The sequence below is a fragment of the Isoptericola halotolerans genome (assembly GCF_013149785.1).
GTDB lineage: Bacteria > Actinomycetota > Actinomycetes > Actinomycetales > Cellulomonadaceae > Isoptericola > Isoptericola halotolerans.
Genome location: NZ_JABEZU010000001.1, coordinates 1,013,742 through 1,026,955 on the forward strand (window position 1 = coordinate 1,013,742; position 13,214 = coordinate 1,026,955).

General features: G+C 70.1%; 13 protein-coding genes and 1 riboswitch. Of the genes, 9 read left to right on the forward strand and 4 right to left on the reverse strand.

The window, feature by feature from the left end:
- Position 1: 1 nt before the first annotated feature.
- The 3 genes from HDG69_RS04805 to HDG69_RS04815 all read right to left on the reverse strand — a co-directional run bounded on the left by HDG69_RS04805 (position 2) and on the right by HDG69_RS04815 (position 3,282).
- A complete protein-coding gene (locus HDG69_RS04805; protein WP_246255985.1) occupies positions 2-868 on the reverse strand; it encodes a carbohydrate ABC transporter permease in 867 nt (288 codons plus the stop codon).
- A 17-nt stretch (positions 869-885) separates the two neighbouring features.
- The gene (locus HDG69_RS04810; RefSeq protein WP_216645148.1) at positions 886-1,860 is read right to left on the reverse strand and encodes a carbohydrate ABC transporter permease; all 975 of its coding nucleotides are present in this window, start codon (positions 1,858-1,860) and stop codon (positions 886-888) included.
- A gap of 72 nt (positions 1,861-1,932) precedes the next feature.
- On the reverse strand, positions 1,933-3,282 hold the full coding sequence (locus HDG69_RS04815) for an ABC transporter substrate-binding protein (RefSeq protein WP_171782586.1): 1,350 nt from the start codon (positions 3,280-3,282) through the stop codon (positions 1,933-1,935).
- A 234-nt stretch (positions 3,283-3,516) separates the two neighbouring features.
- On the opposite strand from HDG69_RS04815, the gene HDG69_RS04820 reads away from it, so the two are divergent.
- The 5 genes from HDG69_RS04820 (at position 3,517) to HDG69_RS04840 (ending at position 8,545) form a co-directional block, all read left to right on the forward strand.
- Positions 3,517-4,656, forward strand: coding sequence for an arabinan endo-1,5-alpha-L-arabinosidase (locus HDG69_RS04820; RefSeq protein ID WP_171782587.1), 1,140 nt, complete (start codon positions 3,517-3,519; stop codon positions 4,654-4,656).
- 12 nt (positions 4,657-4,668) lie between these two features.
- Positions 4,669-4,756, forward strand: a riboswitch (ZMP/ZTP riboswitch).
- Between the two features lie 44 nt (positions 4,757-4,800).
- Positions 4,801-6,078 (forward strand): serine hydroxymethyltransferase, encoded by a 1,278-nt coding sequence (gene glyA, locus HDG69_RS04825; RefSeq protein ID WP_171782588.1) that lies wholly within the window; start codon positions 4,801-4,803, stop codon positions 6,076-6,078.
- A 124-nt stretch (positions 6,079-6,202) separates the two neighbouring features.
- On the forward strand, positions 6,203-7,084 hold the full coding sequence (locus HDG69_RS04830) for a bifunctional methylenetetrahydrofolate dehydrogenase/methenyltetrahydrofolate cyclohydrolase (RefSeq protein ID WP_171782589.1): 882 nt from the start codon (positions 6,203-6,205) through the stop codon (positions 7,082-7,084).
- A 33-nt stretch (positions 7,085-7,117) separates the two neighbouring features.
- Positions 7,118-7,981 carry a PPK2 family polyphosphate kinase gene (locus tag HDG69_RS04835; RefSeq protein WP_171782590.1) on the forward strand — a complete coding sequence of 288 codons (864 nt, stop codon included), beginning with the start codon at positions 7,118-7,120 and terminating at the stop codon, positions 7,979-7,981.
- A 75-nt stretch (positions 7,982-8,056) separates the two neighbouring features.
- Positions 8,057-8,545, forward strand: a complete 489-nt coding sequence (locus HDG69_RS04840) for a VOC family protein (protein WP_171782591.1) — start codon at positions 8,057-8,059, stop codon at positions 8,543-8,545.
- Here HDG69_RS04840 and HDG69_RS04845 read toward each other — a convergent pair.
- Positions 8,524-9,573 (reverse strand): YdcF family protein, encoded by a 1,050-nt coding sequence (locus HDG69_RS04845; RefSeq protein ID WP_171782592.1) that lies wholly within the window; start codon positions 9,571-9,573, stop codon positions 8,524-8,526. The genes HDG69_RS04840 and HDG69_RS04845 overlap by 22 nt on opposite strands.
- A 73-nt stretch (positions 9,574-9,646) precedes the next feature.
- Here HDG69_RS04845 and HDG69_RS04850 point away from each other — a divergent pair, with 73 nt between their 5' ends.
- The 4 genes from HDG69_RS04850 (at position 9,647) to HDG69_RS04865 (ending at position 13,164) form a co-directional block, all read left to right on the forward strand.
- Positions 9,647-10,462, forward strand: a complete 816-nt coding sequence (locus tag HDG69_RS04850; protein WP_171782593.1) for an exodeoxyribonuclease III — start codon at positions 9,647-9,649, stop codon at positions 10,460-10,462.
- Positions 10,463-10,608: 146 nt separating this feature from the next.
- Entirely contained in the window at positions 10,609-11,847 is a 1,239-nt protein-coding gene (locus tag HDG69_RS04855; protein ID WP_171782594.1) for a Na/Pi symporter, read from the forward strand.
- Between the two features lie 23 nt (positions 11,848-11,870).
- The gene (locus HDG69_RS04860; RefSeq protein WP_216645149.1) at positions 11,871-12,176 is read left to right on the forward strand and encodes a hypothetical protein; all 306 of its coding nucleotides are present in this window, start codon (positions 11,871-11,873) and stop codon (positions 12,174-12,176) included.
- Positions 12,169-13,164, forward strand: a complete 996-nt coding sequence (locus tag HDG69_RS04865) for a substrate-binding domain-containing protein (RefSeq protein ID WP_216645150.1) — start codon at positions 12,169-12,171, stop codon at positions 13,162-13,164. The genes HDG69_RS04860 and HDG69_RS04865 overlap by 8 nt, the downstream gene beginning before the upstream one ends.
- The last annotated feature ends 50 nt before the right edge of the window (positions 13,165-13,214 follow it).

Below are 13,214 nucleotides of genomic sequence, written 5' to 3' on the forward strand. Positions count from 1 at the left end.
GTCAGCCCTTGGACCCGGTGAGCGCGATCGACTCGATGATCTGCCGCTGGAAGATCAGGAAGACGACGACGATGGGCAGCAGCGCGACGACGGAGGCGCCCATGATGAGGGGGTAGTCGCGCTGGGTGGCGTACTGCACGTTCATGTTGGCGATGACCACCTGCAGGGTCTGCCGCTCGGGGGTGCGCAGGTACAGGATCGGGGCGAGGTAGTCGTTCCACACCGCCATGAACCACAGGATGAACTGTGCGGCGACGGCGGGCCGGATGATCGGGAAGATCATCCGCCAGAAGATCTGCCAGAACGACGCGCCGTCGATCTTGGCCGCCTCGATGAGCGAGTTCGGCACGCTCTCGAGGTACTGCCGCAGGAAGAAGATGACGATGATGTTGCCGAACACGGCCGGCACGATCAGCGGCAGCAGGGTGTCGACCCAGCCGATCCGCGCGAAGATGACGAACTGCGGGATCATGAGGGTCGGGAACGGGATCATGATGCCGGTCAGCAGACCGATGAAGATCGCGTTGCGGTACGGCAGGCGCATCTTGGCGATCGAGAACGCCGCCAGGGAGCAGGTCAGCGTGCCGAGGATGGTGACGGAGAACGTCACGATCGCGGAGTTGGCGAAACCGGACAGGATGTAGGAGTTCTCCCACATCCGCACGTAGGTGTCCCACTGGGGGACCTCCGGGATCCACACCGGCGGCAGGGCGAAGACCTCGAGCTGGGTCTTCAGGGACGTGGACAGCATCCACAGCAGCGGGGCGAGCATGAAGATCGCGCCGGACGCCAGGACGATCCACACGACGGTGTCGGTGATCCGGGTGCGTGCCGTGCGGCTGAGGTCCATGGTGGTGGTCGAGCTCATGAGTTGTCTCCCTGGCCTCAGTCGAGAACGAAGCTGTTGCGCTTGTTCAGCCGGAACTGGATGAGCGTGATGATGAAGATCAGGATCCCCAGGACGATCGCCATCGAGGTCGCGTACCCCATCTGCTGGTACTGGAACGCCTGGCGCCAGATGTGGAACACCGCCGACGCCGTCGAGTACTCGGGTCCGCCGCCGGGGGTCATGATCTGGATCTCGGCGAAGATCTGCGCGCTCGCGATGATCTGGGTGACCACGAGGAAGAAGGTCACGGGGCGCACCATCGGCAGGGTGATCGCGCGGAACCGCTGCCAGGCACCCGCACCGTCGAGCTCGGCGGCCTCGAGGAGGGACCGGGGCACGGCCTGGATGGCGGCGAGGTACAGCAGCATCGAGTAGCCCAGGCCCTTCCACACCATCATGACCACGATGGCGGGCTTCGACCACGTCGCGTCGGAGAGCCAGTTGGGCCCGTCGATGCCGATCATGGCGAGGAACTGGTTGACCAGCCCGAAGTCACCGTTGTAGGCCCACTGCCACAGGATCGCGATGGCGGCGATGGAGCAGATGACGGGGACGTAGTAGATGGTCCGGAAGACGGTCAGGCCCACGAGCCGGCGGTTCATCGCCAGGGCGAGCGCCAGGGCGAGCGCCAGACCGATCGGGATGCCGAGCAGGTAGAAGATCGTGTTCCACATCGACTGGTGGAAGCGCTCGTCGCCCAGCAGGGTGACATAGTTCTGCAGCCCGATGAACTCCATCGCGCCCAGCCCGTTCCACCGGGTGAACGAGGCGTACAGGGCGAACAGCACGGGGTACAGGATGAAGAGCAGGTATCCGAGCACGGGCAGCGCCACGAAGGCGAGCGCCCACTTCTGCTCGGAGCGGTGCAGCCGCGACGACCCTTCGCCGAGCGGGGCCTTCTTGCGTCGGGCGCCCTTCATGCGCGCCGCGGTGGCCAGCCCGGTCGTGGCCGGGGTAGCGGTGGAGGTCATCGCAGACTCCTTCGTCCAAGTCGTACGGACCGGGTGCGGCCGCCGGACCGGCGGCCGCACCCGGAGGTGGTGTCAGTCGTTCTGCGCGTTCTGCTCCGCAGCGCGGGCAGCGTCCTCGTTGGACTGGTCGAGGAGAGCCTGCATGCGGGGCTGGACCTCGGCGAGGTACTCGTCGGCGGGACGGACCCCGTCGACGACCGGCTGGATGTCCACCCAGAGCTCGTCGTACCAGGCGGCACCGTAGGTGAAGGCGGCCGGCATGGCACGTCCGTAGTCCTCGGCGATGTCGAGGAACTCCTGGCGGTTGGCCGGCTGTGCGTCGGGCTCGGCGGCCCACTCCTGGGCCGTGTCGATCCGGTTCGGGATCTGGATGTTGGCGTCGATGAGCGTCTCCTGGGCGGCCTCGTCCGTGGAGAGGTACGTGACCAGCTGGACGGCCTCGTCCGGCATGTCGGACGTCGCGGAGACGCCGATGCCGAGGGAGCCGACCCAGGCGGCGGTCTCACCGGTGGAGCCGACGGGCCAGGGCATGAGGTCGTACTCGAAGTCCAGCTCGTTGTAGACGCTCATGTCCCACGGCCCCACGGGGAAGAACGCGATCTCACCAGCCATGAAGCGCTGGTAGGTGTCGAGCGTCTGCGCCTGCTCGGGGTTCGGGGTGACCCCGTGGACCGTGGTCAGGTCGGTGAAGTACTGCAGCGCCTCGGCGAACTCCGGGGTGTCGACGGTGACCTCGGTGCGGTCCTCGTTCGTCCAGTCGCCGCCGTTGCTCCACACGAACGACTGCAGGTTCCACTGGACGTTGAGCCCGGTGCCCCACTGGTCGACCTCGCCGTCGCCGTCGGTGTCGACGGTGACCTCCTTCAGGATCTCGAGCCAGTCGTCCCAGGCCAGGGGGACGTCCGGGTCGGGGCGCTCGACGCCGGCCTCCTCGAGCATGGTGGCGTTGTAGCCGAAGGCGAACGGGCCGATGTCCTTGGGCAGGCCGTACAGCCGGCCCTCCGGAGTGCCCTGGAGGGTCCCGTCGTAGCGGTAGGAGTCGACGCCGTAGTCCCAGATGTTGTCGAGGTCGACGCCGAGCTCGTCCACGGCGTCCGTGATGTCCAGGAGGATGCCCTCGTTGACGTACGCCTGCAGGTTGGCCTGCTCGATGTAGAACACGTCCGGCACCTGGTTCCCGGCGATCGACGCCTGGAGCTGTGTCGCGTAGTTGTCGGGGTCGGAGACGACGACCTCGACGTCGACCCCGGTGTCCTCGGTGAAGCGGTCGATGGCTGCCTGGTAGGCGGCCTTCTCGTCGTCACCGCCTCGGAACATGAAGGTGAGGCCGTCGGACGATCCGCCACCACCGGTGCTGCACGCGGCAGTGCCGGCGACGACGAGCCCGGCGACGACGCCGGCGGTCAGGCGTGACTTCTTCATCACGGGTCCTCTCGTTGAGCCTTGAGCGGCGGCCCGGTGCTGACGATAGGAGCCGGTCCGCTTTACATCGATGGAGAGCCACCGACGGGAGCAACGGTCGCACGCCCGGCCCGGCGTGGTCAAGTGGCCACGGTCACAGGTATACAACGATGAAGAAGTCGCTTGACCCTCCCGTGGCCCAGGAGGCACGATCATTCGTCTACAACGATGTATCGACGATCGAGGGGACACACCATGGTGAGCGACGACGCCGCCCGCCCGTCCGCGGGCCCAGGCTCCCGGGACAGCGACCCGACCACCCGGCCTGCCGAGCAGGACACCCCCTCCGGACCCACCGGTGCCCGCCCGCCGCGCCGCCGTCGTGCGCTGGTCCTGCTGCTCGCCGGTGTCGGCCTCCTGGCGGTCGCCGCCGTCGTCGCGATCCTCGTGCTCCGCCCGGGCTCCGGGCCGCGCGAGCTGGAGCTCACCGGTGACCTGGCCACCCACGACCCGGCGCTGGTGGTCGGCCAGGAGGGCGAGCCCTGGTTCGTCTACTCGACCGGTGACCCGGGCCGCGGTCTCGGCGCGCCCATGGTGCACCGCTCCGACGACGACGGCGCCACCTGGGAGCGGGTCGGCCCGGCCTGGGAGGCGAGCGAGGACCCGCAGTGGGTGCGCGACTCGATCGACGGCGTCGAGCACTACTGGGCGCCCGAGCTGTTCGAGCACGACGGCACCTGGTACCTCTACTACTCGGCGTCGACGTTCGGGTCGAACACGTCCGCGATCGGGCTGGCCACCTCGCCGACCCTCGACCCCGCCGACCCGGACTACGGCTGGACGCACCAGGGGCCGGTGTGGCGCTCGCAGGCGGGCGAGACGAACTACAACGCCATCGACCCGGGCATCGTGGAGGACGCCGACGGCGATCCGTGGATGTTCTTCGGGTCGTTCTGGGGCGGGATCCAGGTCGTCCCGCTCGAGTGGCCGTCCGGGATGCCGGCGCAGGGCGCCGAACCGGTCGTGGTCGCCACCCGCTCCGGGGTGCCCGAGAACCAGATCGAGGCACCGTTCGTGGTCGAGCGCGACGGGTACTTCTACCTGTTCGTCTCGTGGGGCAAGTGCTGCTCCGGCACCGACTCGACCTACTCGATCCACGTGGGCCGCTCCCCGAGCGTCACCGGCCCCTTCCTCGACGCCGACGGCAAGGACATGGCCCGCGGCGGCGGGACACGGGTGCTGGGGACCGACGGGTCGATGATCGGCCCCGGCGGGCAGTCGCTCGACCAGGGTCACCTGGCCTACCACTACTACGACGGCGACGCGGGCGGCATGTTCCGGCTCGCGATCACCGAGCTCGACTGGGTGGACGGGTGGCCGGTCGCCGTGCCGTGAGCCTTGGTAGTATCGCCACGTCGCGACTGGCGTACAGGTGGATCACCACCGGGGAGCGACGCGCTGTGCTGACGACGGGTCGGTCGCCTGGGCCCGGTCGTTCACCGAGACACGAGTCCGTCCGACACAGCAGGAGACGCCGCCATGAGCACGCCCGACCCCACGTTCAACGCCCCCCTGTCCGAGGTGGACCCGGAGATCGCCGCGGTCCTCGACGGGGAGCTGGCCCGCCAGCGCGACACCCTCGAGATGATCGCGTCGGAGAACTTCGTGCCGCGCGCCGTCCTGCAGGCGCAGGGTTCGGTGCTGACCAACAAGTACGCCGAGGGCTACCCCGGCCGTCGGTACTACGGTGGCTGCGAGCAGGTGGACATCGCCGAGAACCTCGCGATCTCGCGCGCCAAGGAGCTCTTCGGCGCCGAGTACGCCAACGTCCAGCCGCACTCCGGCGCGCAGGCCAACGCCGCCGTGCTGCACGGCCTGATCAACGCCGGGGACAAGATCCTCGGCCTGGAGCTCGCCCACGGCGGTCACCTCACGCACGGGATGAAGATCAACTTCTCCGGCAAGCTGTACGACGTCGGCGCGTACGGGGTGGACCCGACGACGCACCGCATCGAGATGGACGAGGTGCGCAAGCGGGCCCTGGAGCACCGACCGGACGTCATCATCGCCGGCTGGTCCGCCTACCCCCGCCACCTCGACTTCGCCGCGTTCCGCGAGGTCGCCGACGAGGTCGGTGCCAAGCTGTGGGTGGACATGGCACACTTCGCGGGTCTGGTGGCCGCCGGGCTGCACCCCTCCCCGGTGCCGCACGCCGACGTCGTCTCCTCCACGGTGCACAAGACGATCGGCGGCCCGCGCTCCGGCTTCATCCTGGCCAAGGAGGAGTACGCGAAGAAGCTGAACTCCGCCGTCTTCCCCGGTCAGCAGGGCGGCCCGCTCATGCACGTCATCGCCGGCAAGGCCGTGGCGTTCAAGGTGGCGGCGTCGGAGGCCTTCGCCGAGCGCCAGCAGCGCACCGTGCGCGGCGCGCAGATCATCGCCGAGCGGCTGCTGCAGGCCGACGTCGCCGACACCGGTGTCTCGGTGCTCACCGGTGGCACCGACGTGCACCTGGTTCTCGTCGACCTGCGCCACTCCGCGATGGACGGCCAGCAGGCCGAGGACCTCCTGCACGACGCCGGGATCACCGTCAACCGCAACGCCGTGCCCTTCGACCCGCGCCCGCCGCGCGTCACCTCGGGTCTGCGCATCGGTACCCCGGCGCTGGCCACCCGCGGGTTCGGCGACGCGGAGTTCACCGAGGTCGCGGACATCATCGCGACGGCGCTCAAGGACGGCTCGTCGGCCGACGTCGAGGCGCTCAAGGCCCGGGTCGCGAAGCTGACGGCGGACTTCCCGCTCTACCCGGGTCTCTGACCCTTCCGGCCGACCATGCGATGGCGGCCCGTCCTTGGACTCTGACGGGCCGCCATCGCATGGTCGACGGTCACGAAGGCATGTTCGACGACGATCGAGACGACGTGTTCAGAGGGAGACGGCGATGAGCGCACAGAAGCTGGACGGCAAGGCGACTGCCGCCGCGATCAAGGACGACCTGCGCGGGCGGGTGGCCACCCTGCGGGAGAAGGGCGTGGTGCCCGGGCTCGGCACGCTGCTGGTCGGTGAGGACCCGGGTTCGCAGTGGTACGTGGCCGGCAAGCACCGCGACTGCGCGGAGGTGGGCATCGAGTCCATCCGCGAGGACCTGCCGGCCGACGCCACGCAGGAGGACATCGAGGCGGCCGTGCGGCGGCTCAACGACGACCCGACCTGCACCGGGTACATCGTGCAGCTGCCGCTGCCGGCAGGGATCGACACCAACCGCGTGCTGGAGCTCGTCGACCCGGCCAAGGACGCCGACGGCCTGCACCCGACCAACCTCGGCAGGCTCGTGCTGCGGGTCGGCGAGGAGATCGACTCCCCGCTGCCGTGCACGCCGCGCGGCATCGTCGAGCTCGTCGAGCGCCACGGGGTCGACTGGGCCGGCAAGGAGGTCGTGGTGCTGGGCCGCGGCGTGACCGTGGGTCGGCCCATCGGGTTGCTGCTCACCCGCAAGGCGGTCAACGCCACGGTGACGCTCACGCACACCGGGACCCGTGACCTCCCCTCGCTGATCCGCCGCGCAGACGTCGTGATCGCGGCTGCCGGGGTCGAGGGCCTCGTCACCGCGGACATGGTCAAGCCCGGAGCGGTGCTCGTCGACGTGGGCGTCTCGCGTCGCACCGACCCGGAGACCGGCAAGTCGCGGGTGGTCGGCGACATCGCGCCCGAGGCCCGGGAGGCGGCCGGCTGGTACTCGCCCAACCCGGGCGGCGTCGGCCCCATGACCCGGGCGATGCTGCTGGCGAACGTCGTCGAGTCCGCGGAGCGGGCGGCCGGCTGACCGCGGTCGGGACTCCTCTGCCAGGATGGCTCGATGACTGCGACGAGCCAGCACGGCTGGACCACCGACCCTCGTGAGCTGCTCCGTGTCGGGGAGGGGTTCCGTCTCGCGGACGTCGACCCGGACGCCACGCCCGGCTACGACGGGCGCAAGAAGCATGGCCGGGCCGACCTGCGCGCCGGCGCCGACGAGCTCGCCGCCCTGCAGGAGCGGCTCTACGCCCAGAGCCGGGTGGACCCGTCGACGCCGGCCGTGCTGCTCGTGCTGCAGGCGATGGACTCCGCGGGCAAGGGCGGGATCGTCCGACATGTCATCGGGGCCACCGACCCGCAGGGCATCCGGCTCAAGGCGTTCAAGAAGCCGACGGCCGAGGAGCTGCAGCACGACTTTCTGTGGCGGGTCGAGAGAGAGCTGCCCGAACCGGGCTTCATCGGCGTCTTCGACCGCTCGCACTACGAGGACGTCCTCATCGGTGCCGTCCGCGAGCTCGCGCCACCGGAGGAGATCGAGCGTCGCTTCGGGGCGATCAACGACTTCGAGGAGCGGCTGGCGGCGTCGGGGACCAAGGTCGTCAAGGTCATGCTCCACATCTCGTCGGCGGAGCAGAAGTCGCGTCTCATGGAGCGCCTGGACCGGCCGGACAAGCACTGGAAGTACAACCCGGGCGACGTCGACGAGCGTCTGCTGTGGCCGCGCTACATGGACGCCTTCCAGACGGTGCTGGAGCGCACGTCGACCGACCTCGCCCCGTGGCACGTGGTGCCCGCGAACGCGAAGTGGTACGCCCGCCTCGCCGTGCAGGCGCTGCTGCTGGACGCCCTGGAGTCCATCGATCCGCGGTGGCCGGCCGCCGCCTACGACGTCGCGGCCGAGAAGCGGCGCCTCGCGGCGAGCTGAGCGGCGATGAGTCCGGCCGCCCGGCACCGTCGTACCTCCTGAGGCCCCGACCCGCGGGGCGAAGGAGGGAACGCCATGGTCACCGTTCGACCGCACCTGTGGTTCGCCGACAACAACGCCCACGAGGCCGCGGCCTTCTATGCCGAGCACGTCCCCGACTCCAGGGTCCGGCACGTGCTCACGGCGTCCGACGGGATCCCGGGCGCGGAACCGGGCGAGCCGTTCATCGTCGAGTTCACGGTCTGCGGTCTCGAGGTCGTCGGCCTGAACGCCGGTCCGCACCTGCGCCTGGACGAGGCCTTCAGCTTCTACCTGCTGTGCGACGGCCAGGACGAGGTGGACCACTACTGGGACCTGCTCATCTCCGGTGGCGGCCGGCCCGGGCAGTGCGGATGGTGCACCGACCGCTTCGGTGTGAGCTGGCAGGTGATCCCGAAGCAGCTCGAGGAGCTCTGCGGTGACTACACCACCGCGGCGAACCAGCGGGCGATGCAGGCGATGCTGCAGATGTCCAAGATCGACGTGCCGACCCTGGAGGCGGCCTACGCCGACCAGCCGGCATAGGCGACGAGGGCCGCGGCCAGGAGTATCCCGACGCCGACGACGACGTGCACGCGTCGTCGGGCGCGCAGGACCGCGACGAACTCGCGCAGGTAGGCGCTCGGGAAGTAGTACGGCGCGGTCGGGGCACCGATCGCGTGCGCCTCGATGCCGAGGTCCAGCGCCTCCAGCGCGGCCCGGGGCGCGTGGTAGCTGTTGGTCGCCACCAGGTAGGGCGGCTCGATGCCACGCTCCCGCAGGAGCGTCGCCGAGAACACCAGGTTCTCCTGCGTGGTGCGCGCGCGGTCCTCGACGAGGACCCGGTCGGCCGGGATGCCGTGGTCGGTCAGCCAGGTGGCCATCGCTCGTCCCTCGGGCACGGTCTCGTCCGCGCCCTGACCGCCGGAGGCCACCAGCCACGCCGGGACGTCGTCGCCGAGACGTCGGGCGGCCTCGACGGCGGTCCGCAGTCGAGCGGCCAGCAGGGGCGGGACCTTGCCGGAGACCACCCGGGACCCGAGCACGACGACGGCGCGGGCGTCCACGCGGCGTGCGTACCGCCGGTACTGCCACGTCTGCACGACGAACCCGAGGAAGTAGTACGCCAGCCATGCCCCGCCGAGTGCCACGGCGGTGGCCAGTGCGGAGGCCAGGGGCTGGTCGAGCAGGACGAGTCCGACGACGACCCCCGGCGCGGTCAGCAGCGCCGCGCCGGCCAGCAGCGACAGCAGGTTGCCCAGCGACCGGCGCTCGGAGCGGATCATCGTCAGGCCGTTCGCGACGAGGAAGAACGGCAGCACGAGCGCGGTGAGGGCGACGACCACCAGGAGGGCGAGGGAGAACCACTCGAGGACCTCGGTTCCGTCGGGCAGCAGGGCGACGGTCCGGTTCACCAGACCGACCAGGCTGTAGCCGAGCGCCACCAGCAGGAAGCCGTTGCGCAGCCGACGGCGGTCGCGACGCATCGACCACGCGCACCAGGTGCCCCAGAACAGGGTGGAGGCGAGGGCGGCGACGACGGCCTGCCAGGTCACGGTGTCCACGGTCCCCACGACGCCACCCTACGAGGAGGCACGTGACCTGTCCGACTGACAGGTGTCGGTGGCATGTGGTCGTATAGCCCGCGTGCTGACCATCGCCACCGCCAACGTCAACGGGATCCGTGCCGCCTTCCGCCGCGGCATGCACGACTGGATCTCCCGCCGCTCACCCGACGTCCTGCTGCTGCAGGAGGTCCGTGCCCCCGACGCGCTGGTGCGCGACTACCTCGAGGGGTGGCACGTCGCGCACCTGCCGTCCGAGCTCAAGGGGCGTGCGGGCGTCGCGGTCGCCTCGAGGCTGCCGGTCGCCGCGGTGCGCGGCGGGCTTCCGCCGCTCGACGGCGGTGCCGAGGCCGACGTCGACTCCGGGCGCTGGCTCGAGGTCGACCTCGCCCTGCCCGACGGCGGGACGATCACCGTGGTCTCGGCCTACCTGCACTCGGGCTCGACCAACCCGGGCCAGGAGCACACGATGGTCTCCAAGTACGCCCACCTGGACCGGGTGAGCGCCCGGATGGTCGAGCTCGCGGCGTCGGACCTGCCGGCCCTGGTGGCGGGCGACCTCAACATCGCCCACCGCGAGGTCGACATCGCCAACTTCAAGGGAAACCGCAAGAGCGCGGGGTTCCTGCCCGAGGAGCGCGCGTACGTCGACCGCTGGCTCGGCGCCGGGTGGACGGACCTCGGCCGGGCGCACGGCGGCGACGGGCCCGGGCCCTACACCTGGTGGTCGTGGCGCGGTCAGGCGTACGTCAACGACCGGGGGTGGCGCATCGACTACCAGCTCGCGAACGCGGCGCTCGCGGACCGGGCGGTCAAGGTCGAGGTCGACCGGGCGCCGTCCTACGAGGAGCGTTGGAGCGACCACGCGCCCGTCGTGGCCACGTACGACGTGGTGTGAGGCGCCCTTCGCCCTGAGGCCCCGGGCACCTGACGTGGTCAGAGTTCCGCTGCTGGTCATCTCGGCGTCGGCCAGGTGTCGTCCGACGCTGGTGGTATCTCCCTGGACGAGCTCGTCACACGTCCGCCGACCACGGGAGGCCAAGGATGAGCGAGACGAAGGCGCCGGAGCGGGAGCCTGAACCGACGGACGTCCGTCAGCAGGCCCGAAGTGTCACGTTGCGCAGCCCGCTCGAACGCCTCGGGCTGCGTGGACGGACGTTGGACGTCGCGAACTGGGTCTCCGTCGCGGCATCGATCTACTTGCTGATCACCGCGGTCAACATCATCGGCTCGGGGTTCAAGACGGCGACGGGCGACAGCGCGGACGGCGTGTTCGCCTTCGCGTCCAACCCGTTCGTCGCCCTGATGATCGGGGTGCTCTTCACCGCGTTGACGCAGTCCAGCTCGACGACGACGTCGGTGACGGTCGGCCTGGTGGCCGGCGGCATGCCGATCCAGATCGCGATCCCGATGCTCATGGGTGCCAACATCGGGACCACGCTGACGAACACGCTGGTCAGCCTCGGCATGGCGCGGGACCGGGAGAACTTCCGCCGTGCCTTCTCGGCCGCCACCGTGCACGACTTCTTCAACCTCCTGGCGGTGCTGATCTTCCTGCCCCTGGAGATGGCCTTCGGGCTCCTGCAGCGAACCTCCGCGGTGATGGCCGAGTGGTCGTCGGGAACCGACGGCGGCGTCGTGGCCACGGTGTTCACCGGGATCGGCACGGTGGTCGGCGCCGTGACGAAGCCGCTGTCCGACCTGGTCAAGGACAGCACGGACTCCCTGCCCGACCTGTGGCAGGGGATCGTCATGATCGTGCTGGGGATCTCGCTGATCCTGTGGGTGATCAACCTCGTCGGCAGGCTCCTGAAGGTCCTCATGGTCGGCAGGGCCGCCGCCGTGCTGCACACCGCCATCGGGCGCGGGCCGGTGACGGGCATCGGCAGCGGCGCGGTGGTCACGGTCATGGTGCAGTCCAGCTCGACGACGACGAGCCTCATGATCCCCCTGGCGGGCTCGGGTGTGTTCTCCCTGAGGCAGATCTACCCGTTCACCGTCGGAGCCAACATCGGCACCACGATCACCGCGCTCATCGCGGCGTTCGGCTTCACCGGCGTCGAGGCGGAGGCGGCGCTGCAGGCCGCGTACGTGCACATGATGTTCAACGTCTACGCCACGTTGCTCATCTTCGGACTGCCCTTCCTGCGGGTGCTGCCCGTGCGGGGCGCCGAGTGGCTCGGCCGGGTAGCCAGCGTCAACAAGCTGTGGGCGGCCGCCTGGGTGCTCGGCGTGTTCGTCGCGATCCCGCTGACCCTGATCTTTGTCACCGCGGTCCTCTGACCGCTCGAGGAGACGAGTACGCCATGACGGAAGCCCCTAGCCCTGGCCTGCGGGAGCACGAACGCGAGCTGGCCGCGATCCTCGACGAGGCCGAGCAGCGGATCGGTGAGCTCCGGCTCGAGCTGTCGCGCCGGGAGGACCTGTCGGCTCAGCACGCGGAGCTCGACCGGTTGGACGAGCACCTGGCGACGGCCAGGGTGAGCTGGAGCGAGGTGCGCGGCTTCTTCGACGACGTGCTCCACCAGCTCCGTGGGCGCGGGAACCCGCCGGCCGGGGACGAGGCTCCCGGAGGGCTCCGGGCCGCGGGACGGGAGCACGACGATGCGTGAGCGCAGGATGTCCGGCGTGGTGGCCGCCGCTGCGGTGGCTGGCGTCCTGCTCGCGGGTTGCGGGACCGGTCCGACGGCGACCGCAGGCGGTACCGGGTTGCTGGTGTCGGGGTCGAGCACGGTCGCCCCCATCACCCAGGCGGTGGCGCGCGACGGCCGGTTCGACGTCGACGTCGCGGCCGAGGGGACCACCGACGGCTTCGAGCGGTTCTGCCGGGGCGAGACCGTCGTCAACAACGCCTCCGAGGCGATCCCCGGGCCTGCCGAACCCGTCGACTACATGGCGTTGTGCGACGAGCACGGCGTGGAGTACGTCGAGCTGCCGGTCGCCCTCGACGCGCTGAGCGTCGTGCGTCATGTCGACGCGGACTTCGTCGACGGGCTGACGTCCGCCGAGCTGCAGGCCATCTGGTCGCCGGGAACGTCGGTGCGGACGTGGGCCGACGTCCGGCCGGAGTGGCCCGACCGGGAGATCTCGTTCTACGGCCGGCCGCCGGGCTCGGGCACCTTCGACTGGTTCACGCACCGCGTGGTCGGCGAGACCGGCGCGGTGCGGAGCGACCTGCGTGGTACCGATGACATGGACCAGCTGGCAGCGTGGGTGGCCGGCGACCCGGACGCGCTGGCGTTCATGGGGGTCGGCAGCTATCTCGCTGCCGACGAGGGCCATCGGGACCAAATGACGAACATCGACGTCGACGGCGTCGCCCCGACCCTGGAGAACGCCCGGTCCGGCGACTACGGGCTGGCACGACCGCTGTTCATCTATGTCTCGGCCGACGCGCTGGCGGAGGACGAGGAGGTGGAGCGGTTCGCCGAGCACTACCTGGACGCGGTGGCGACGGTGCTGCCGAGCACCTACTTCTATCCGTTGCCCGACGAGGCCTCCGAACGGGTGGAGCAGCGGCTCCAGGACCGCCTGACCGGCAGCGTCTACGCCGGCGACCCGTTCCGGCCGGACTCGATCGTCACGCTGCTCGGCGGGTGAGCGACCAGGTCGAGGTGAACGTGTGATGCACCGAACGGTGCGTGTTCATC

Coding starts and splice junctions, on each gene's coding strand:
- HDG69_RS04805 (WP_246255985.1), bottom strand. CDS start 868: ATGAGCTCGACCACCACCATGGACCTCAGCCGCACGGCACGCACCCGG.
- HDG69_RS04810 (WP_216645148.1), bottom strand. CDS start 1,860: ATGACCTCCACCGCTACCCCGGCCACGACCGGGCTGGCCACCGCGGCG.
- HDG69_RS04815 (WP_171782586.1), bottom strand. CDS start 3,282: ATGAAGAAGTCACGCCTGACCGCCGGCGTCGTCGCCGGGCTCGTCGTC.
- HDG69_RS04820 (WP_171782587.1), top strand. CDS start 3,517: ATGGTGAGCGACGACGCCGCCCGCCCGTCCGCGGGCCCAGGCTCCCGG.
- glyA (WP_171782588.1), top strand. CDS start 4,801: ATGAGCACGCCCGACCCCACGTTCAACGCCCCCCTGTCCGAGGTGGAC.
- HDG69_RS04830 (WP_171782589.1), top strand. CDS start 6,203: ATGAGCGCACAGAAGCTGGACGGCAAGGCGACTGCCGCCGCGATCAAG.
- HDG69_RS04835 (WP_171782590.1), top strand. CDS start 7,118: ATGACTGCGACGAGCCAGCACGGCTGGACCACCGACCCTCGTGAGCTG.
- HDG69_RS04840 (WP_171782591.1), top strand. CDS start 8,057: ATGGTCACCGTTCGACCGCACCTGTGGTTCGCCGACAACAACGCCCAC.
- HDG69_RS04855 (WP_171782594.1), top strand. CDS start 10,609: ATGAGCGAGACGAAGGCGCCGGAGCGGGAGCCTGAACCGACGGACGTC.
- HDG69_RS04860 (WP_216645149.1), top strand. CDS start 11,871: ATGACGGAAGCCCCTAGCCCTGGCCTGCGGGAGCACGAACGCGAGCTG.
- HDG69_RS04865 (WP_216645150.1), top strand. CDS start 12,169: ATGCGTGAGCGCAGGATGTCCGGCGTGGTGGCCGCCGCTGCGGTGGCT.